This is a genomic window from Streptomyces liliifuscus, assembly GCF_016598615.1.
Taxonomy (GTDB): Bacteria; Actinomycetota; Actinomycetes; order Streptomycetales; family Streptomycetaceae; genus Streptomyces; species Streptomyces liliifuscus.
Map to the genome: position 1 here is coordinate 2,165,668 of NZ_CP066831.1, position 20,213 is coordinate 2,185,880.

General features: G+C 70.2%; 17 protein-coding genes. 12 read left to right on the forward strand and 5 right to left on the reverse strand.

Going from position 1 to position 20,213, the window contains the following annotated elements:
• Positions 1-22: 22 nt before the first annotated feature.
• A complete protein-coding gene (locus JEQ17_RS09270; RefSeq protein WP_200394778.1) occupies positions 23-772 on the reverse strand; it encodes a DeoR/GlpR family DNA-binding transcription regulator in 750 nt (249 codons plus the stop codon).
• A gap of 148 nt (positions 773-920) precedes the next feature.
• On the opposite strand from JEQ17_RS09270, the gene JEQ17_RS09275 reads away from it, so the two are divergent.
• From JEQ17_RS09275 to JEQ17_RS09310, 8 genes are all read left to right on the forward strand, one after another.
• Positions 921-1,985, forward strand: coding sequence for a carbohydrate kinase family protein (locus tag JEQ17_RS09275; RefSeq protein WP_200394779.1), 1,065 nt, complete (start codon positions 921-923; stop codon positions 1,983-1,985).
• 37 nt (positions 1,986-2,022) lie between these two features.
• Entirely contained in the window at positions 2,023-3,309 is a 1,287-nt protein-coding gene (locus JEQ17_RS09280; protein ID WP_200394780.1) for an extracellular solute-binding protein, read from the forward strand.
• Complete coding sequence (locus JEQ17_RS09285; protein WP_200394781.1) at positions 3,309-4,271, forward strand: carbohydrate ABC transporter permease; 963 nt, start codon at positions 3,309-3,311, stop codon at positions 4,269-4,271. Before JEQ17_RS09280 ends, JEQ17_RS09285 begins: the two co-directional genes overlap by 1 nt.
• A gap of 14 nt (positions 4,272-4,285) precedes the next feature.
• Positions 4,286-5,182 carry a carbohydrate ABC transporter permease gene (locus JEQ17_RS09290; protein WP_079053580.1) on the forward strand — a complete coding sequence of 299 codons (897 nt, stop codon included), beginning with the start codon at positions 4,286-4,288 and terminating at the stop codon, positions 5,180-5,182.
• Positions 5,182-8,097: a glycoside hydrolase family 2 TIM barrel-domain containing protein gene (locus JEQ17_RS09295; protein ID WP_200394782.1), complete on the forward strand. Its 2,916-nt coding sequence runs from the start codon at positions 5,182-5,184 to the stop codon at positions 8,095-8,097. The genes JEQ17_RS09290 and JEQ17_RS09295 overlap by 1 nt, the downstream gene beginning before the upstream one ends.
• Positions 8,098-8,189: 92 nt before the next feature.
• A complete protein-coding gene (locus tag JEQ17_RS09300) occupies positions 8,190-10,040 on the forward strand; it encodes a LamG-like jellyroll fold domain-containing protein (RefSeq protein ID WP_200394783.1) in 1,851 nt (616 codons plus the stop codon).
• Positions 10,041-10,070: 30 nt separating this feature from the next.
• Positions 10,071-11,741, forward strand: a complete 1,671-nt coding sequence (locus JEQ17_RS09305) for a PHP domain-containing protein (RefSeq protein WP_200394784.1) — start codon at positions 10,071-10,073, stop codon at positions 11,739-11,741.
• Positions 11,742-11,843: 102 nt separating this feature from the next.
• Positions 11,844-12,671: a PaaX family transcriptional regulator gene (locus tag JEQ17_RS09310; RefSeq protein WP_234048128.1), complete on the forward strand. Its 828-nt coding sequence runs from the start codon at positions 11,844-11,846 to the stop codon at positions 12,669-12,671.
• Here JEQ17_RS09310 and JEQ17_RS09315 read toward each other — a convergent pair.
• The 4 genes from JEQ17_RS09315 to JEQ17_RS09330 all read right to left on the reverse strand — a co-directional run bounded on the left by JEQ17_RS09315 (position 12,662) and on the right by JEQ17_RS09330 (position 16,508).
• Entirely contained in the window at positions 12,662-13,117 is a 456-nt protein-coding gene (locus JEQ17_RS09315) for a MaoC family dehydratase (protein WP_200394785.1), read from the reverse strand. The two genes, JEQ17_RS09310 and JEQ17_RS09315, sit on opposite strands and share 10 nt — an antisense overlap.
• A gap of 15 nt (positions 13,118-13,132) precedes the next feature.
• A complete protein-coding gene (menE, locus tag JEQ17_RS09320) occupies positions 13,133-14,638 on the reverse strand; it encodes an o-succinylbenzoate--CoA ligase (protein ID WP_200394786.1) in 1,506 nt (501 codons plus the stop codon).
• Between the two features lie 64 nt (positions 14,639-14,702).
• Positions 14,703-15,578, reverse strand: a complete 876-nt coding sequence (locus JEQ17_RS09325; RefSeq protein ID WP_325176327.1) for an amidohydrolase family protein — start codon at positions 15,576-15,578, stop codon at positions 14,703-14,705.
• A 12-nt stretch (positions 15,579-15,590) separates the two neighbouring features.
• Positions 15,591-16,508, reverse strand: a complete 918-nt coding sequence (locus JEQ17_RS09330) for an SDR family oxidoreductase (protein ID WP_200394788.1) — start codon at positions 16,506-16,508, stop codon at positions 15,591-15,593.
• A gap of 227 nt (positions 16,509-16,735) precedes the next feature.
• Here JEQ17_RS09330 and JEQ17_RS09335 point away from each other — a divergent pair, with 227 nt between their 5' ends.
• The 4 genes from JEQ17_RS09335 (at position 16,736) to JEQ17_RS09350 (ending at position 20,186) form a co-directional block, all read left to right on the forward strand.
• Complete coding sequence (locus JEQ17_RS09335) at positions 16,736-17,164, forward strand: MarR family winged helix-turn-helix transcriptional regulator (RefSeq protein ID WP_200394789.1); 429 nt, start codon at positions 16,736-16,738, stop codon at positions 17,162-17,164.
• Positions 17,165-17,194: 30 nt separating this feature from the next.
• Entirely contained in the window at positions 17,195-17,944 is a 750-nt protein-coding gene (locus JEQ17_RS09340) for an IclR family transcriptional regulator (RefSeq protein ID WP_200394790.1), read from the forward strand.
• Between the two features lie 347 nt (positions 17,945-18,291).
• Positions 18,292-19,518 carry a sensor histidine kinase gene (locus JEQ17_RS09345; RefSeq protein WP_200394791.1) on the forward strand — a complete coding sequence of 409 codons (1,227 nt, stop codon included), beginning with the start codon at positions 18,292-18,294 and terminating at the stop codon, positions 19,516-19,518.
• A complete protein-coding gene (locus JEQ17_RS09350) occupies positions 19,515-20,186 on the forward strand; it encodes a response regulator (RefSeq protein ID WP_200394792.1) in 672 nt (223 codons plus the stop codon). The genes JEQ17_RS09345 and JEQ17_RS09350 overlap by 4 nt, the downstream gene beginning before the upstream one ends.
• Positions 20,187-20,213 lie beyond the last annotated feature (27 nt).

Sequence of the window (20,213 nt, forward strand, 5' to 3'; positions counted from 1 at the left end):
CGCGAACCGGCGCGCACGCCGCTCACGTCAGCACCACGCGCACGCCCGCCTCCTCCAGGGCCGACCGCGTCCCGGCGTCCGCCGGTCCGTTGGTCACCACCACGTCCAGTTCCTCGGGCCCGCAGACCTTGGCCATGCCCGTGCCCGGGAACTTGGCGCGGTCGGCGAGCAGGACGACCCGGTCGGCCGCCTTGATCATGGCCCGCTTGACCGGCACCTCGACGACCGTCGTGTCCATCACCTGCCCGCCGGGCCGCACTCCACTGGTGCCGAGGAAGAGCCAGTCCGCGTGCAGCTGACGCAGGTTGTCCTCGGTGAGGAAGCCGACCAGTGAGCGGTACTCGCGGCGGACCATGCCGCCGAGCAGCACCAGTTCGATGCCCTCGTCGTCCACCAGCTCCTCGTAGACCACGAGGTTGCTGGTGATCACGGTGATCCGGCGGCCGTGCAGCTGCCGGGCCAGCCGGTAGGCGGTGGTGCCGATGTCGAGCAGGACCGACTGGCCGTCCTCGACCATCGCGGCGGCGCGTTCGGCTATGGCGTCCTTCTCGGCCACGCGCACCTCGGCGACCTCGGCGAAGGGCTGGTCGCCCTCCTCGGCGACCGCCCCGCCGTGCACGCGGGTGAGCAGCCCCTCCTCCTCCAGTTTGAGCAGGTCACGCCGGACTGTGGCGGGGCTCACACCCAGCTGCTCCGAGAGGTCGGTGACGGCTGCGGGGCCCCCGTTGCGCAGGGCCCGCAGGATGAGTTGATGTCGTCGCTCTGCCAGCACGCGCTGAACAGTACTCGTCATTCGCAATCATTTCTATGCTCAGTTCTGCTCGACTCTTGCCAAATCAGCCGGAGGCGCGCACGATCCTGTCCACCGAAACACGATCCCGTGCATCGAAAGTGAAGAGTTTTGACGAGAGGATGCGCTCGTGGGTGACGAACGGCCCGACGCGCGGCCCGATGTGCTGCTGACCGGGCTGCTCTTCTACGACCTCGTCCTGACCGGTCTGGGCAAGCCGCCGACCCCCGGCGAGGAGATCTGGACCGACGGGATGGGCACGAGCCCCGGCGGGATCGCGAACCTGGCCGTGGCCGCGGCCCGCTACGGCCTGAGGACGTCTCTGGCCACGGTGTTCGGCGACGACTACTACGGCGCCCACTGCCGTGAGGTCCTCGCGGAGCAGGAGCACATCGACCTCTCGCTCTCCCGTACCGCGGACGGCTGGCACACCCCGGTCACCGTCTCGATCGCGTACGGACACGACCGCGCCCTGGTCACCCACGGCCAGGAACCCCCGTACTCGCAGGACGCGTTGATGGGTGACCCGCCCGCCGCGCGCACGGCCCTCGTGCACATCGAGGCCGAACCCCGCGAGTGGCTCGCCAAGGCGGCGGCGAACGGTACGAAGATCTACGCGGACGTCGGCTGGGATCCCACCCAGCAGTGGTCCTCGGCCCTCCTCGACCAGCTCGCCCTGTGCCACGCCTTCGTCCCGAACGACACCGAGGCGATGGCGTACACCCGCACCGACACCGCGGCCGACGCGCTCTCCAAGCTCTCCGAGCTGGTGCCGGTGGCCGTGGTCACGCGCGGCGGTGACGGCGCGATCGCCGTCGACCAGATGACGGGCGAGTACGCCGACGTACCCGCCCTCGCCACCGAGGTCCTGGACGCGACGGGTGCCGGAGACGTCTTCGGCGCGAGTTTCGTCGCGGCCTCCCTCGGCGGCTGGCCCCTCGAAGAGCGGCTGCGCTTCGCGGTGCTGGCCGCCGGACTGTCCGTACAACGGCACGGCGGGGCTCTCGCCGCGCCCGGCTGGTACGGCGTCCACGAGTGGTGGCGGTCGGTCCAGAACACCGGAAGTTCCAAGAACACCGAACTGCGGCGTGCGTACGGCTTCCTGGCCGACCGCATGCCCGCGGACCCCGGCCCGCCGGTCCCCCACGCCCCGGTGACCCCACCCGCCCCCCACGGCATTCCTGATCTCCCCTGATGCGAAGACCGAACACATCCGAAAGGCGGTGGGAGCTGTGCGGCTCTCACGAAGGGGCCTGCTCCGCGCGGGTCTGGCCGGTACGGCCGCCACGGCGCTCGGCGGCCTGGCGTCCGGCTGCGCCGTACCGACCGGCTCGACCGGCCGGAACATGGTCCTGTGGTACTGGAGCGGCGGGCTGAGCGACACCGTCGTCAAGAAGGCCAAGGCGCGCTACGACTCGTCGGTCGACCTGGACGCGATCCAGATCGGCGGCTACTACCGCTCCAAGCTGATCACCACGATGACCGGCCAGGCCCACATCCCCGACATCGCGGGGCTCAAGGGCGAGGACATGGCGTCCTATCTGCCGAACGCCGACCAGTTCGTCGATCTGCGAACGCTCGGCGCCGAGAAGCTCAAGAGCCAGTACCTGGACTGGAAGTGGCAGCAGGCGGTCGCACCGGACGGCAGCCTCATCGGCTTCCCCATCGACGTGGGCCCGGTCGTGCAGTACTACCAGCCGGCGGTCTACGAGAAGGCCGGGCTGGCGTACGAACCGGACGACGTGTCCTCGGAGATGAACACCTGGGACAAGTTCTTCGCGGCCGGTGAGCAGCTCAAGAAGCGCATCCCGGGCACGTACATCCTGACCGACGTCGGCAGCGTCTTCGAGATGTCGATCGGCCAGGGGACCACCCGGTATGTGAACCGGGACAAGCACTTCATCGGCGACGGCGAGCACGTACGCGTCTGCTGGGACCGTGCGGTGGAGGCCAAGCGGCGCGGGATCGTCTCCGACCTCGTGACGGGCACCCCCGACTCCATCTCGGCCACCGAGAAGGGCCGGCTGCCGAGCCAGCTCAACGCCTCCTGGGCGGCCGGTGACCTCAAGCTCCAGTACCCGAAGACCAAGGGCAGATGGCGGGTGGCGAACTGTCCGGGCGGCCCGTCGAACGTCGGCGGCTCGTTCCTGGCGATCACCAAGGCGTGCCGCGAACCCGAGAAGGCCTTCGAGATCATCACCTGGCTGCTCAACGCGGACAACCAGGCCCAGGGCTTCGTCGACGCCGGACTCTTCCCGTCGACCCCCGCCTCGTACGACATGAAGAAGCTGCGCGAGCCCGACCCGTTCTTCGGCGACCAGATCACGATGGACGTCTACGGGCCGGCCGCGGAGAAGATCCCGGTCGCCTTCAACAGCCCGTTCGACGTGGCTCTCGGGCAGCCGATCAAGGACGAGATCAAGAACGTCGGCGTCCTCGGCAAGGACCCCAAGAAGGCCTGGAGGGACGCCATGAGCAAGTGCCGGCGCATCGCGGACCACCTGGGGGTGAGTCACTGATGGCTACCGTGCCCCTGGTCGAGAAGCCCCCGGCGCCCGCCGTGGAGCCACCCACCCCCAACCCCAGGAAGAGCATCAGGAGTTACTGGCGGCTGTACGCCGCGATCTCGCCCTTCTATCTGCTGTTCCTCGCCTTCGGTCTGATCCCGGTCGGCTTCTCGCTGTATCTGTCGTTCCACCGCTGGGACGGTCTGGGATCGATGCAGTACGCCGGGCTGTCGCAGTACAAGTACCTGCTGTCGGACACCGACTTCTGGAGTTCGATCGGCAACACGATCATCATCTGGGCGCTGGCCACCTTCCCCATGATCTTCCTGGCGATGGTGACGGCCGTGATGCTCAACTCGGCGGTGCGCTTCAAGAAGATCTACCGCTTCGCGTTCTTCCTGCCCAACGTCACCTCGGTGGTGGCCGTCGCGATCATCTTCGGCTCGGTCTTCTCCACCAACTTCGGCCTGGTGAACGCGCTTCTGCAGGCGGTCGGTCTCGACCAGGTGGCCTGGCTGAACACCCCCTGGGGCATCAAGGTCGCCATCGCGACCCTGATGACCTGGCAGTGGACCGGCTACAACGCGATCATCTTCCTCGCCGGACTCCAGACGATCCCCGGTGAGCTGTACGAGGCCGCGCGTGTGGACGGCGCCGGACCCGTCCAGACCTTCTTCCGGATCACGCTGCCGATGATGCGGCCCGTGCTGCTCTTCGTCCTCGTGATCTCGACGGTCACCGGACTGCAGAGCTTCTCCGAACCCCAGGTGCTGCTGCAGACCACGGCCAACGAGTCGACGTTCTCCGGCGGCCCCGACCACGCCGGCCGGACGATGGTCCTCTACTTCTTCCAGCAGACCTTCGACAACAACGACTTCGGTTACGGCGCCGCCGTGGCCTGGGGCATCTTCCTCGTCGTCGTCATCTTCTCGATCATCAACTGGCGCTTGGTGCAGCGCCGGGGCGAAGACTAGGGAGGCCCGTCACCATGACAATCACCGATGTCAAGCCCACCGAGTCCGAGCCCGGCAAGGCCAGGCACGGCAAGAACAAGCGCATCGACGGCACCCGGCGCAGGGGCATCGCCCTCCACGCCTCGCTGATCCTCGGCGTGCTGCTCTCCGCGTTCCCGTTCTACTGGGCCGTGATCATGTCGACGCACTCGTCGACCGAGATCTTCTCCTACCCGCCGAAGCTGCTGCCCGGATCGCACCTCGGCGACAACCTCAGCAAGCTCTTCGACAGCATCGACTTCTTCGGGTCGATGTTCAACTCGCTGCTCGTCGCCACCACGGTGACGGTCCTCGTGCTCTTCTTCGACTCGCTGGCCGCGTTCGTCTTCGCGAAGTTCAGCTTCCCGGGCCGGGGAGTGCTGTTCGCCATGATGATGATGATCTTCATGGTGCCTGCCCAGCTGCAGGCCATCCCGCAGTTCGTGATCATGGCGAAGCTCGGCTGGATCGGCTCGATGACCTCGCTGGTCGTGCCGGCCGCCGCGAACGCGTTCGGCATCTTCTGGATGCGGCAGTACATGAAGAGCGCGATCCACGACGAGCTGCTCGACGCCTCCAAGCTCGACGGGGCGAGCTTCATGCGCCAGTACTGGCACGTGGCCCTGCCCGTCGTGCGGCCCGGTCTCGCCTTCCTCGGCATCTTCACGTTCATGGGCCAGTGGAACGACTACGCCTGGCCGTTGATCGCCCTCACCAACCCGGACAACGTGACCCTCCAGGTCGCGCTGTCGCAGCTCAACGGCGTCCACGGCACCACGGACTACGGGATGGTCATGACGGGTGCGGTACTGGCCCTCATCCCGCTGCTGATCGTCTTCGCGATCGGCGCCAAGCAGATCATCGCGGATCTCGGCAAGGGAGCCATTCGCTGATGCGACGCGATCACCTGATCGCCCTGCGCCCCTGGGAGGCACCCGAGGTGACCTCCTGGGGGCGGCTGGCCATGAACGCGGTGGACCGGCGCTCCGGTGCGCTGTCCCTGGACGGCTCCTGGCACTTCCAGCTGCTGCCCTCGCCCATGGGCTGCTCGGGCGAGTGGACCCGGACCGAGGTGCCGGGCACCTGGACCACGCAGAGCGGCGACGACCTGCCGCAGTACACCAACGCGCAGATGCCGTGGGGCGAGTTCCCGCCCGCCTCGCCCGCCGCCAACCCGACGGGCATATACGAGCGTTCCGTCGACATCCCCGCCGAGTGGGCAGGCCGCCGGATCGTGCTCCAGGTCGGCGCGGCCGAGAGCGTGCTCCTGGTCCATGTGAACGGCAAACCGGTCGGCATCTCCAAGGACTCCCACCTCGCGGCCGAGTTCGACCTCTCCGACGTCGTACGCCCCGGGGACCCGGCGACCGTACGGTTCACCGTCGTCAAGTGGTCCGACGCCTCGCACATCGAGGACCAGGACCAGTGGTGGCACGCCGGCATCACCCGCTCGGTGCTGCTGTACGCGACCGACCCGCTGTATCTCGCGGACGTGACCGTGCGGGCCCGGCGGGACGGGCGGCTCCGGGTCGACTGCCAGGTGCGCGACGCGGCCGGACCGCTGCCGCCGGGGTGGTACGTCACCGGGGCGGTGGACGGTCAACTCCTCGCCCAGGACACCGAGTTCGACCGCTTCAACGCCGAGGACATGCGGGTGTCCGACTTCCTCGGTGAGGCCCGCCTGCGGGGCACCGTCGAGAACGTGTGGCCGTGGTCCGCCGAGACGCCCGAGTTGTACGACCTGACCGTGCGACTGCACCGGGCCGACGGCTCGGTCGCCGACACCTCGCACCACCGGGTCGGATTCCGGGACGTCGAGATCCACGGCCGGGACCTGCTGGTCAACGGCGAGCGCGTCTACATCCGGGGCGTCAACCGGCACGACTTCCACCCGCTGACCGGTCGCACGGTCACCACCGAGGACATGCGCGCGGACCTGGTCGTCATGAAGCGCTTCGGCTTCAACGCGATCCGCACGGCCCACTACCCGAACGACCCGACGCTGTACGACCTCGCCGACGAGCTGGGTTTCTACGTCGTGGACGAGGCGAACATCGAGTCGCACGACCACGCCCACGAGATCGCCGACGACCCCCGCTATCTGCCCGCCTTCGTGGACCGGGTCTCGCGCATGGTGCTGCGCGACAAGAACCATCCGTCGGTCATCATCTGGTCGCTCGGCAACGAGTCCGACTACGGCGCCAACCACGACGCGGCCGCGGGCTGGGTCCGGCGCCACGATCCGACCCGCCCGATCCAGTACGAGGGCGCGGCCAAGCTCGACTGGGCCGACCTCACGCTCGCCTCCGACATCGCCTGCCCGATGTACGCGCCGATCGAGGACTGTGTCGCGCACGCCCGGTCCGGGAAGCAGACCAAGCCCATCATCCAGTGCGAGTACTCGCACGCCATGGGCAACAGCAACGGCACGCTCGCCGACACCTGGGCCGCCATCGAGTCCACCCCAGGTCTTCAGGGCGGCTTCATCTGGGAGTTCTGGGACCACGGCATTCTCCAGCGTGTGAACGACGGAAGACCTGTCGGGCGTGGGGGCGCCGGACTGTACGAGCACGGAGTCGCCGCGCCCGGCCATCGCTGGGCCTACGGCGGCGACTTCGGCGAGACCATCCACGACGGGGCGTTCATCGCCGACGGCGTGGTGTTCCCCGACCGCACGCCCAAGCCCGTGATGTACGAACACCGGGAGATCGCGGCGCCGGTCCGCCTCACCCACCACCAGGACGTGCTCCTGGTCCACAACCGGCAGCACTTCCGCGGCCTGGAATGGCTGGCCGCCGAGTGGCGCCTGGTCCTCGCGGACGGCACCACGCTGACAGCACCGGCCGAGCTGCCCGACGTACTGCCGGGTGAGTCCGCGGCGGTGCCGCTGCCGTTCCCCGTGCCGGAGGGCGAGTCCTGGCTGACGCTGCGGGTCACGACCGCCGACGACGAGGCCTGGGCGCCGCTCGGCACCGAGGTGTGCCTGCCGCAGGTCCGGCTGGGCACGGCCGTCGCCGACGCGGCGCCGGAGCCCGCGGCCGGTCCGGCCGTCACGCTGGACGCGGACGCGCTGCTGGTCCATCCGCTGCTGACCGCCGCGCCCGTGCTCTCGCTGTGGCGGGCGCCCACCGACAACGACGAGCTGGGCGGCATGGCGGCCCGCTGGCACGACTGGGGCCTCGACGAGCTCGTACGCAAGGTCGTGGACGTGCGTGAGGAGGGCTCCCGGGTCGTCGTGGTCGCCGAGTACGCGACCGGGGCCGGGCCCGTCCGCCACGAGCAGGTGTTCACCCCGGTCGCCGGTGGCCTCCGGGTCGAGGAGTCGGCCGAACTTCCGGAGGGCCTCGACGACGTGGCCCGCGTCGGCACGGTCTTCGAGACGGTCGCCGGGCTCGATGTCCTGGACTGGTACGGGCAGGGCCCCTGGGAGTCCTACCCGGACCGGAGCACGGGCGCGCCCGTGGGGCACCACTCGCTTCCGGTGGACGAGCTGTTCACCCCCTATCTGCGGCCCCAGGAGAGCGGCGGCCGGCACGGTGTGCGCCGGTTCACGCTGTCGGCGCCGGACGCCACGGGGCTGACCGTGGAGCTCGGGGCGCCGGGGCAGGTCTCCGTCAACCGGTACCGGGCCGAGGATCTGGCCGCCGCCGCGCACCACGACGAGCTGGTGCCGCGGCCCGGCTGTGTCGTGCACCTCGACGCCGCGCACCGGGGGCTCGGCACGGCGTCGTGCGGGCCCGACACCTCGGCCGAGTACCTCGTCGCGCCGGGCACCCACCGCTGGGCCTGGACGCTGCGCGTGCTCTGATCCCGGTCACCGTCCCTCTCCGGTCGCCACCCCCTCCCCGAGTCGCCACCCCCCTCTGCCGAGCAGTCCCTCCCCCTTCTCACGGAGCAGACGTGTGTACTTCGCATGAGCACGACCCGGCCGAGGCCTGCCCGCAAGCCGGCGCCGGACGACGGAACTTCCTGCGGGCGACCGCGCTGATCGGCGCGGCCACGGCGGCGGTCTCGCTGCCGGCGGCCACCGCGCAGGCGGCGCCCGCTTCGGGCACCCGTTGGAGACCCGACACCGACAGCCGCCGCTTCACGCTCGCCGTGATGCCCGACACGCAGTACCTCTTCGACGGGCCGAGCATCAACCCCGCCCCGATCGAGGCGTCCTTGCGATACGTCCTGGAGCACGGGAAGGACGAGAACATCGTCTTCCTCTCGCACCTGGGCGACCTCACGGAGAACGGCGCCCAGCCCGAAGTCGCCGCGGTGAGCAAGGCGTTCGAGCTGCTGGACCGGCGGGGCGTGGGCTACAGCGTCCTGGCGGGCAACCACGACGTGAAGTCCTCCACCGACGACCAGCGGGGCCCGACCCCCTATCTGGAGGCCTTCGGCCCGAAGCGGTTCAAGGGCAGGCCGACCTTCGGCGGGGCCTCGCCGGACGGCTACAACACCTTCCACCTCTTCAAGGCGGCCGGCCGGCAGTGGCTCGTCCTCGCCCTGGACTGGCGGCTGTCGGCGAAGGGCTACGAGTGGGCCAAGAGCGTCATCGCCCAGCACCCGAGGACACCGGTCATCCTCACCACCCATGAGCTGGTCTACGAGGACGACACCCTCTCCGCCTACGGACAGCAGCTCTGGGACCGGCTGGTCAAGGAGCACGACCAGATCTTCCTCACCCTCAACGGGCACTACTGGCCGGCCGCCCGGACCGTGCGCAAGAACGCCGCAGGGAACGACGTACACCTTCACCTGACGAACTATCAGAACCGTTACTACGGCGGCGCTGCGATGATCCGGCTGTACCGCTTCGACCTCGACCGCGACACCATCGACGTCGAGACGATCTCGCCGTGGATCCTGGGCCGGGCGGCCAAGGGGCTCAACGAGCTGGAGCGCCAGGAGATCGAACTGTCCGGCCCCGCGGACCGGTTCTCGGTGGCCGTCGACTTCGAGAAGCGCTTCTCCGGCTTCGCCCCGGTGCCGCCGCGCGCGCCCCGGCCCGCCTCCGAGATGCTGGTGCGGGGCACGCTCGCCTACTGGCGGTTCGACGGCCACGCGGAGGGCTCGGCCCTGGACGGCACGGTCCGCGACCTCTCCGGACGCGGCAACGACCTGACCGTGGTCAAGGTCGGCGACGGTTCCCTGACCTGGTCGTCGGCACACCACCCCGACCAGCCGGGGCACGGCAGCCTGTCCTTCAACGGCGACAAGTCACCGCTGCGGGGCGCCTACCTGCGGACCGTGGACAACGCGCCGCTCAACTCGGCCACCTTCCGCGGCGGTTACACCGTCGAGGCCTTCTACCAGCTGCCCGCCGACTGGGACGCGTCCCGCAACGCCTGGGCGGGGCTGGTCAGCCGCACCGGTACGGGCGGGGCCGCGGGCAAGAAGGAGGGCGACCCGGACGAGCCGCTCGCCACACTGTCCCTGTCGGACGGGCCCGGCCCGCAGTGGGCGGTGCGGCCGCTCAACCAGGAGGGCATCGCCACCAACTGGGGCGACGAGACGGCCCGGGAACAGTGGTGGCACGTCGCCGTCGTCAACGACGGCTCGCACACCACGCTGTACGTCCAGGGGTGCCCCGTGGCCCGCAATCCCACCGCGCGCTCCGTGGGACTGACCTCGGTCGGACTGCCCTGGCTCCTCGGGGGCTACGAGTACGCCGGGAAGATCGACCAGATCCTGCACGGACGGCTCGGTGACGTGCGGATCGTCGAACGCGCCCTGCCCGTCAAGTCGTTCATGAACCACTGATCCATCGAACTCCGAGGGACTCACCAGACCATGACCGAGCAGCAGCTGCCCGCCTGGGCAGATCCGTCCGTCTCCCCCGCAGCCCTCGACGCGCAGGGCGTGTCCAGACGTCAACTCATGCGCCGTGCGGGCCTGTTCGGCGCCGCCTTCGCCGCCGGGTCGCTGGCGACGCCCGCCATGGCGAGCGCCAAGGGCTTCGGCGGCAACGACCCGCGACTCGCCTACCTCGTCGGCGACCACCACGTCCACTCCGTCTACAGCCACGACGCCAAGTACACCTTCGACCAGGTCGCGCAGGCCGGCGCCGAGTACGGCCTCGACTGGATGGTGTTCAACGAACACTCCAACTTCGGGCACGCCAAGTACGGCGCGCAGTTGGAGCACAAGGAGATCCTCAAGGCCCGCGCGGCGAACCCGCGTCAGCTGATCTTCCAGGGCCTGGAGTGGTACATCCCGGGCGCCGAACACTGCACGATCTTCGCGGCGCCCGGTCGCCACGAGGTGGACCTGCTCACGAAGTTCGAGCTGGCCTACGACGGCAAGCTGCTCGGCTACACGGCGGGCGCCCCCACCCACCCGGACACCCCGCGCAACGAGGCACACGCCGTCAAGGCCATCAAGTGGCTTGCCGCGCAACGCCGTTCGGGCTACGTGGACGACGTGCTGGTCTTCGCCAACCACCCCTCGCGCCTGGGCATCGACTCCCCGCACGAGATGCGGAACTGGCGGGACGCGGCCCCCGAGATCATGATCGGCATGGAGGGCGCGCCCGGCGCCCAGGGCGGTGCCATCCCCGGCTGGCGCGGTCCGACGTCGATGCGCGGCGAGTACGAGAACAAGCCCTCGGCGGACTCCTGGCCGGGCTATCCGACGGACGCGTACGTCACCTACGGCGGCTTCGACTGGATGACGGCGACCGTCGGCGGCATGTGGGACGCCATGCTCTCCGAGGGCCGGCTGTTCACGATCACCACCAACTCCGATGTGCACCGGGTGGTGTTCGACACCTGGAAGAACGGCGACTGGCCGCCGGGGCAGAACTTCGACAACACGGGACGGCTGCCCGACCCGGTCAACACCACCGAACCGCAGCCCGGCGGCGACTTCTGGCCCGGCCAGTTCAGCCGCACCCACGTGGGTGTGTCCCGCTACGGCTACCGCGCGGTGATGGCGGGCCTGCGCGCGGGCCGGGTCTGGCTCGACCACGGGCACCTGCTCGACGGTCTCGACGTACGGCTGAAGCGGGACTGCGACCACGGCCGGGGTGTCACGCTGGGCAGCCGGCTGCGCGTCCGCAAGGGCGAGAAGCTCACCCTGAACGTCACCGTGACGACGGCCTCGCGGCCCAACCCGCACGACATCCTGCCCGAGCTGGCCCACGTCGACGTCATCCGTGGCGCGGTGCGCGGTCCGGCGGCCGACCGGGACAACTGGCGGGCACCGGCCACCAAGGTCGTGCACACGGCGGACGTGTCAGGGCGCAAGGGCACGTACACCCTGCGCATCCCGCTGACCGCAGGGGACGAGTCCTTCTACGTGCGACTGCGCGGCAGCGACGGGAACCGGCACGGCGCCGGGTACCTGGGCGCGTCGGTCGACCCGCACGGGCCGATCCCGCACGCGCCCGGCGACGGCGATCCGTGGCTCGACACGTGGTTCTACTCCAACCCCGTGTTCGTGGAGGTGGCCGGCCACCGGTGAGACGGGTCCGGCGGCTGCCGGTCCTGAGGTGGCCGGTCCTGAGGCCGGCGGTGCGCCCGTACGACCTGGTCACGAGCTGATCGACGGGCGTACCGTGGGCCGGTGACCACTGACGAGGCGCTGCGGCCCCAGTCCCTCATGCTGTCGTTCCTGGGCGACCAGGTGCTCGGCCGTGACGTCTGCGTGTACTCGGGGAGCGTCATCGACGTCTTCGGTCGCGCGGGCGTCGGCGAGCACGCGACCCGCTCGACGCTGACGCGCATGGTGGGCCGCGATCTGCTCAGGCGGCAGCGCGAGGGACGCCGTATGTACTTCGGGCTGACCGAGCGCTCGGAGTCCGTGCTGCGGGACGGCGAGCAGCGGATCTGGGAGGACGGGGCCGTCAACCGGCAGTGGGACGGCTCCTGGACGCTGCTCGGCTTCTCGCTGCCGGAGTCCTGGCAGCGTCAACGCCACGATCTGCGCGCGCAGTTGACCTGGAGCGGGTTCGGCCCGCTGTTCGGCGGGCTGTGGATCGCACCCGGCGAGGTGGACGTCTCCGCGCTCGTCACCGAGCTCGGCCTGTCCGCCCATGTGAAGATCTTCCGGGCCCACGCGGACGCGGGCATGGACATCGGCGCCATGATCGAGGAGACCTGGGCGCTGGGCGAACTGGCCACGCGCTACGAGGCGTTCGTACATCGCTGGCAGCGCTGGGAGACGACGGAGCCCGCCCCCGACGAGGCCCTCGCCCTGCGGCTGCGTCTGTCGACGGAGTGGCTGCAGGTCGTCCGCCGGGACCCTCGCCTCCCGGTCAAACACCTGCCGGACAACTGGCCCGCCGAACAGGCCGAGAAGACATTCCGCACGGTGTACGCCCGTCTGACCCCTCTCGCAAGGGAGTCGGCGGAACAGCTTCTCGACCTGGTGCCGGTCAGAATTCAGACGTAGAAACGCGACAGACTCTGCAGCACCGCCGCGGGCTTGGGCGCGCCCTCGATCTCGATCGTGCCGTCGACCGTGATCTGCACACCCCCCGGCACGTCCTCGACATCCGCCAGCTTCCCGACGAGGCGGATGCGGGAGCCGACCTTCACCGGCGAGGGGAAACGGACCTTGTTGAGGCCGTAGTTGACCTTCGTCGTGACGCCCTGGACGTCCAGCAGCTCGGTGAAGAGCGGGATGAACAGGGACAGCGTGAGATAGCCGTGCGCGATGGGCGCGCCGAACGGCCCCTCCTTGGCCTTCTCCTCGTCGACATGGATCCACTGGTGGTCACCCGTGGCGTCGGCGAACGTGTTGATGCGCTCCTGGGTGACCTCGATCCACTCGCTGGTGCCGAGGTCGCTGCCGGCGAGCTTCTTGAGTTCGTCGATGCCGTTCGCGGTGATGCTCATGTGTCGTTCCTTCGACTAGGAGTTGGTGCCGTACCGCTTGCGGACACGGGACTTGAGGAGCTTGCCGGAGGCGGTCCGCGGCAGTTCGTCCGCGAGCACCACCGACTTCGGGATCTTGTACTTGGCGAGGCGTCCGGCCAGGGACGCGAGGACCTCGTCGGGGTCGAGCTCGACGTCCTCGCGGGGCACGACGACCGCACGCGGCACCTCGCCCCACTTCTCGTCGGGCACGCCGATGACCGCGCACTCGACGATGTCGGGGTGGGCGAGGAGCTGGTCCTCGATCTCGGCGGGGTAGATGTTCTCGCCACCGGAGATGATCATGTCCTTGATGCGGTCGACGATGGTGACATAGCCGTCCTCGTCGATCCGGGCGGCGTCCCCGCTGCGGAACCACCCGTCGTGGAACACGGCCGCGGTCTCGTCGGGCAGCCCCCAGTAGCCGGGCATGACGTGCGGCCCGCGTACGACCACTTCCCCGGTCTCGCCGATGTCGGCCGGGGCGAGGTCGGGCCGTACGACGCGGACGTCGCTGAAGAAGTGCGGCACGCCCGCAGAACCCGCCTTGCTCACCGCGTGCTCGGCGTCCAGGAAGAGCACGCCGGGCGAGGCCTCGGTCATGCCGTAGCCCTGGAGGAAGGTGAGGCCCCGCTCCTGGTAGGCGGCGATGAGCGGGGTCGGCACGGGTGAGCCGCCGCAGCTGAGCATCCGCAGGGAGGACAGGTCGGCGTCGGCCCAGCGCGGATGGCGGGCCACGTGCTCGAACATCGTGGGCACGCCGAACATGAAGGTGATCCGGTGCCGTTCGATCAGGTCGAGGGTGGCCGCCGGGTCGAAGGCCTCGACCAGGACACAGGTGCCGCCCTTGAGGAGGACCGGCAGGGTCAGCATGTTCAGCCCGGCCGTGTGGAACAACGGGGCGGAGACCAGGGCGCGTTCGTCGGTGATCAGGTCCTGGTCGACCAGGACGTTGACCGCGTTCCACGTCAGGTTGCCGTGGGTGAGCATCGCGCCCTTGGGCCGGCCGGTCGTGCCCGAGGTGTACATGATGATGCAGGTGTCGTCGACGTTGACGGGTTCGTCGATCGCCTCGTCGGAGGCCGCGCCGAGCAACTCGTCGTATTCGGCGCCCACTTCGATGTACGTACGCACGTCGCTGTTGCCCGGCAGTCCCGCGACCAGGCCGCCGAACGACGGTCCGTACACGAGGGCCTTCGCGCCGGAGTCCGTGAGCTGGTAGGCGATCTCGGGCCCGGCGAGGCGGGTGTTGAGCGGTACGAAGACCGCCCCGAGCGTGCCCGCGGCGAACAGTGCCTCCAGGTAGGAGGGGTGGTTCGGGCCGAGGTAGGCGATCCGGTCGCCGCGGCGCACTCCGGAGGCGCGCAGGGCGTGCGCGAGGCGGGTGGTGCGCTCGTACAGCCCGGCGTACGTGACCGTCGTGTCGCCGTGGATCAGGGCGGTACGGTGCGGGGTCTTGCGGGCCCGGCGTGCGGGCCACGACCCCAGTCCCTCATTGCGCATGTCCGTGCCCCTGTCCTTCGTTGCACATGGGGTGCCCCTGTCCTTCGTTGTACATGGCTGCCCGCTACGGCTTCGTCAGCCCGAGCAGCCGGGCCGCGTTCTCCTTGAGGATCTTCGGCCTGACCTCGTCCTTGATGGAGAGCTTGGCGAAGTCGGCCAGCCAGCGGTCCGGGGTGAGGACCGGGTAGTCGGAACCGAACAGCACCTTGTCCTTGAGCAGTGTGTTCGCGTACTGCACGAGCTGCGGCGGGAAGTACTTCGGCGACCAGCCGGACAGGTCGATGTGGACGCCCGGCTTGTGGGTTGCGACCGCGAGGGCCTCGTCCTGCCAGGGGAACGACGGATGCGCCAGGATGATCTTGAGATGCGGGAAGTCCGCGGCCACATCGTCCACGTGCAGCGGATTGGAGTACTTGAGCCGGATCCCGCCGCCGCCCGGGACGCCCGCCCCGATGCCCGTCTGTCCGGTGTGGAAGAGGGCGATCGTGCCGGTCTCCTCGATCACCTCGTACAGGTCGTACGCGACCGACCTGTCGTTGGGGAAGAAGCCCTGGATGCTGGGGTGGAACTTGAAGCCCTTCACCCCGTACTCCTCGACCAGGCGGCGGGCCCGCTTGACGCCGGCCTTGCCGCGGAAGGGGTCGATGGAGGCGAAGGGGATGAGCACGTCCGGGTTGGCGGCGGCCGCCTCGGCGACCTCCTCGTTCGGGACGGGCTCGGTGCCGGTGGCGGACTCGGCGTCGACCGTGAAGATCACGGCGGCCATCTTCCGCTCGCGGTAGTAGGCGGCCGTCTCCTCAAGCGTCGGCTTCCGCTTGCCCTCGACCTTGAAGTAGGCGCTGGAGGCCTCGTGCAGGTCGTCGTCCAGGGAGGAGGTGCCCTTGGAGGAGACCTCGGCGTGGGTGTGGACGTCGATCGCGACGAGTTCCTCGACGTCGATGTTCGTCATGGGTCACGCCTCCGGGAACTTCGGGGCGGGGATGCCGACCGACTGCGGTTCGGCGCCCAGCGAGGCCGGCCAGACGTCGGCGAGGGAGTCGGGGGTCCAGCCACCGTCAGCGTACGCCGCCTTGATCTCCTGGGGGTGGGACCACAGGGCCACCTTGTCGCCGCCGATGCCGATGGCCTGGCCGGTCACCCCGCGAGCGGCCTCGGAGGCCAGGAACGGGACGAGGACGGCGCAGTCCTCGGGGGTGCCGAAGCCCTCGCCCTTGCGGAGGAAGTCCGGCAGCGGCTCGCCGCCCCGCATGGCCTCGATGTAGGGCGCGAAGGCCGGGATGGTCTCGGTCATGGCGGTCGCGGCGACCGGCACGATCGCGTTGACGGTGATGCCCGCGCGGCCCAGCTCCATCGACCACGTACGGGCCATTGCGGCGATGCCGGCCTTGGCGGCGGCGTAGTTGGTCTGGCCGAAGTTGCCGCGCTGTCCGGCCGGGGAACCGACCAGGATCAGCGTGCCGCCCTCGCCCTGCTCGCGCATGCGTACGGCGGCGGCGCGGGCGCAGGTGAAGGTGCCCTTGAGGTGGGTGGTGATCACCGCGTCGAAGTCCTCGTCGGTCATCTTCCACAGGACCTTGTCCCGGAGGATGCCCGCGTTGGTGACCAGGATGTCGAGGCGGCCGAACTCCTCCACCGCACGGCCGACCAGGCGGTCCGCGGCCTCGGTGGTGCCGACCGGGACCACCTCGGCCACGGCGCTGCCGCCCGCCTCGGTGATCGCCTTGACGGCCTGCTCGGCGACGTCCTCGTCCACGTCGTTGACGACCACGGAGGCGCCTGCGGCGGCCAGGGCATGCGCATAGGCCAGGCCGAGGCCACGGCCGGAGCCGGTGACGACGGCGACCTTGCCGGTGAGATCGATGCTGGGCACGACGGGTCCCTTCGAGAAACGGATCACCTGCGGAAGGCAGGACGGCTACGAGATCGAAGCTAAAGACAATCATTGTTGTCGTCAATAGTTGTTGCCGACTCGTCTGTGCGGCATGCTGTGGGGAACACATACGCACCGCCCCCGCGGGGGCCCGGCCCAGGGAGCCCGCCATCGCCGGCCAGCAGCACGCCACGCCCCCCGACGCCATCGACTCGCAGGAGCCGTGGATGCGCGGGCTGCACTCGGACACCGGCTATCTCCTGTACCGGCTGGGACTGCGGTCGGGGCAGCTGTTCAACACGTTCCTCCAGGAGTCGGGGCTGCGGCTGCGCCACTACGCGCTGCTGCGGTTCCTGGCCACCTCCGAGGGCGCCCTCCAGCGGGAGCTGAGCTCGCGGCTCGGCTACGACCCGAGCGCGATCGTCGGTCTCGTCGACGACCTGGAGAAGCTCGGCTTCGCCGCGCGCCGACCCTCCCCCGACGACCGCCGCAGCCGCATCGTGGTGCTCACCGAGAACGGGCGCGCCTTTCTGCGCGACACCGACGAGGCGGGTCTGCGGGTGACGAACGACCTGCTCCAGCCCCTCGACCCCGCCGAGCGGGACACCCTGCACACGCTGCTGCAGCGGGTCGCCGAAGCGGAGCTCGACACATGACCGGCCTCGACGCATGACCGGTTCCGGCCGATGACCGCGGCGTCCGCCCCCGACCGCCTCCTGGCCGTGCTCGCCGCCTTCGACCACGAGCATCCGGCGCTCTCCCTCACGGACATCAGCCGCCGGGCCGGGCTCTCCCTCACCACCGCCCACCGCCTGGTGGGAGCGCTCAGCGACTGGGGCGCCCTGGAGCGCGACGCGTCCGGGATCTACCACGTGGGCCTGCGCCTGTGGGAGATCGCGGCGCTCTCCCCACGCGGTCTCGCGCTGCGGCAGATCGCGCTGCCGTATCTGGAGGACCTGTACGAAGCCACGCACGAGAACGTGCAGTTGGCGGTCCGGGACGGCTCCGAGGTCGTCTACATAGAGTGGATCTCAGGCCGTTCGGCGGTGGGCGTCAAGATCCAGGTGGGCGCCCGCTGGCCACTGCACGCGACCGGCGTGGGCCTCGCGCTGCTCGCGCACTGCGAGTCAGCCTTCCAGGAGACGTACTGCGGCGGGCCGCTCGCCGGATTCACCCCGCACACCATCACGGACGGGGCCACCCTGCGCCGCGTACTCGCCGAAGTCCGGCGCGCGGGCGTGGCGGTGAGCACCCGTCAGATCACCGACGACGCACTCTCGGTGGCCGCGCCGGTCCGCACGGCGGACGGCTCGGTGGCCGCGGCCGTCTCGGTCGTGGTGCCCGAACGCGACGCGCAGACACCGGCGTTGATCCCGGCGGTACGGCTCGCCGCGCTCGGCATCTCCCGGGCGCTGGGGTGGCAGCCGGAACGGTAGTGACACGGCGGGCGTGTCTCGTCGTCCCGGGAACGTGCGCCCCGTCGGGTAGGCGGGCCCTGTCTGGGAGGGCGGGCCCGTCGCAGGGCGGGCCCGTCCGGGAAGCCGAGCCCCGTCCGGGAAGCCGAGCCCCCGTGCGGAAAGGCGGGCCGCGTCCGGAAAGGCGAGCCCCGTCCGGGATGGCGGGCCCCGTCCAGGGCGGCGAGCCCTGTCCGGGGTGACGGGCGTCGTCCAGGGGTGACCGGGCGTCGTCCGGGATGGCGGGCCCCGGAAATCCCTCTCACCGGTGAGGACGTGGCCCGGTGGTCACCCGATACTGGGACGGCCCTTGCCCCGAGGAGCCGCGTATGTCCGTGTCCGCCCAGTCCTGGATCACACCCGCCGTCGCACGCCTGCGCGCGGCCAACCCGTACGTCGTCGACACCGCGCTCGCCGCGCTGGTGCTGTTCGCCGCGTCGCTGCAGTGGATGTTCCCCGACGACGGCGACGACCGCCTCACCTGGCAGGGGTTCCTGCTGGGCGCCGGTACGGCGGTGCCGCTGGTGTGGCGGCGGCGGTCGCCGTTCCTGGCGGCCTGCGGTGTCTCGGTGTTCACGCCCGCCATGGCGGTCTACCACGCGCCGCCGCCCGACGTGATGTACGGCGGCCTGGTCGTGCTCTACACGTTGGCCGCGATCGCCCTGCCCTGGCAGCGGCGCTTCATGCTGGTGGGATGGCTGGCCGGGGTGTCACTGACCATGATGCACAAGGAGGGCGCCCAACCCTTCGAGTACGCCTTCCAGTTGCTGAGCTGCGTCAGCGCGTACGGGTTCGGGATGCTGTCCCGTCTCCAGCGGGCGTACACCGCGGCTCTGGAGGACCGGGCCCGTCGGCTGGAGCGGGAGCGTGCCGCCGACACCGCGCGGGCGGTCGCGCGGGAACGGGCCAGGATCGCCCGGGACATGCACGACATCCTGGCCCACGCGGTGAGCCTCATGGTGGTCCAGGCGGAGGCCGGGCCCGTGGTGGTGCGCAGCGATCCAGAGCGCGCGGAGACTGCGTTCGACGCCATCGCCGCCGCCGGGCGCGACGCGATGAACCAGTTGCGGCGGATCCTCGGCGTGCTCAAGGACGAGCCGGTGAACGGTACGTCCGCCCGGCTGCCGCAGCCAGGCGTGGCGGCCCTGACCGACCTGGTCCGGCAGGTCGCGGGGTCCACCGGTCTGCGCGTCGAGCTCCACGCCACCGGCGAGCCGCGTCCGCTGCACCCGGACACCGAGGTCGCCGCGTACCGCGTGGTCCAGGAGGCCCTGACCAACACCGTGAAGCACGCGTACGCTTCCCTCGCGCGGGTCGAACTCGACTGGACGGAGGACGAGTTGACGCTCACGGTGACGGACGACGGGCGAGGCCCCGCGGACCACGGCGGAAGCGTGCGCGGGAGTGGGGACGGGGCCGGCCACGGCCTGATCGGGATCCGCGAGCGGGCCGCCGCCTGTGGGGGCACGGCCCGTACGGGACCCGGCCCCGACGGCGGCTTCCGGGTCGCCGTACGCCTTCCCGTGGCCGCCGACCGGCAGGCGGCCCTGGGGTGAGCATCCGTGTGGTGGTCGCCGACGACCAGGAGCTGGTCCGCAGCGGATTCAGCATGATCCTCGAAGCACAGCCCGACATCGAGGTGGTCGCGGAGGCCGGGGACGGCGTCGAAGCGGTGGCGGCGGTGCAACGGCACACGCCCGACGTGCTGCTGCTCGACATCCGCATGCCCCGGATGGACGGCCTGGAGGCGGCCCGGCTGGTCTGCGCGCAGTCCGGGTGCCGGGTGGTCATGCTGACGACGTTCGACCTCGACGAGTACGTGTACGAGGCGCTGTACGCGGGCGCCAGCGGCTTCCTGCTCAAGGACGTGCGCCGGGACGACCTGGTGCACGCGGTGCGCGTGGTCGCGGCCGGCGACTCGCTGCTCGCGCCGTCGGTGACGCGGCGGCTGGTCGCCGACATCATCCAGCGACGGCGGGCCGAGGCGTCGGCTCCGCCTCCCTCGTCGGTACGGCTCGATGTGCTGACGGCTCGCGAGGAGGAGACCCTGCGGCTGCTGGCCCGTGGGCTCTCCAACGCGGAGATCGCGACGACGTTGTTCGTCAGCGAGCACACGGTGAAAACTCACGTCAGCAATGTCCTTGGCAAGCTGGGTTTGCGGGACCGGGTCCAAGCGGTCATCCGGGCGTACGAGTCGGGGTTGGTGACCCCAGGGTCGAACTGACCGTTCGGGTGGTTCGTCGGGTGCGGG

Coding starts and splice junctions, on each gene's coding strand:
- JEQ17_RS09285 (WP_200394781.1), top strand. CDS start 3,309: ATGGCTACCGTGCCCCTGGTCGAGAAGCCCCCGGCGCCCGCCGTGGAG.
- JEQ17_RS09290 (WP_079053580.1), top strand. CDS start 4,286: ATGACAATCACCGATGTCAAGCCCACCGAGTCCGAGCCCGGCAAGGCC.
- JEQ17_RS09295 (WP_200394782.1), top strand. CDS start 5,182: ATGCGACGCGATCACCTGATCGCCCTGCGCCCCTGGGAGGCACCCGAG.
- JEQ17_RS09305 (WP_200394784.1), top strand. CDS start 10,071: ATGACCGAGCAGCAGCTGCCCGCCTGGGCAGATCCGTCCGTCTCCCCC.
- JEQ17_RS09315 (WP_200394785.1), bottom strand. CDS start 13,117: ATGAGCATCACCGCGAACGGCATCGACGAACTCAAGAAGCTCGCCGGC.
- menE (WP_200394786.1), bottom strand. CDS start 14,638: ATGCGCAATGAGGGACTGGGGTCGTGGCCCGCACGCCGGGCCCGCAAG.
- JEQ17_RS09335 (WP_200394789.1), top strand. CDS start 16,736: ATGCGCGGGCTGCACTCGGACACCGGCTATCTCCTGTACCGGCTGGGA.
- JEQ17_RS09340 (WP_200394790.1), top strand. CDS start 17,195: ATGACCGCGGCGTCCGCCCCCGACCGCCTCCTGGCCGTGCTCGCCGCC.
- JEQ17_RS09345 (WP_200394791.1), top strand. CDS start 18,292: ATGTCCGTGTCCGCCCAGTCCTGGATCACACCCGCCGTCGCACGCCTG.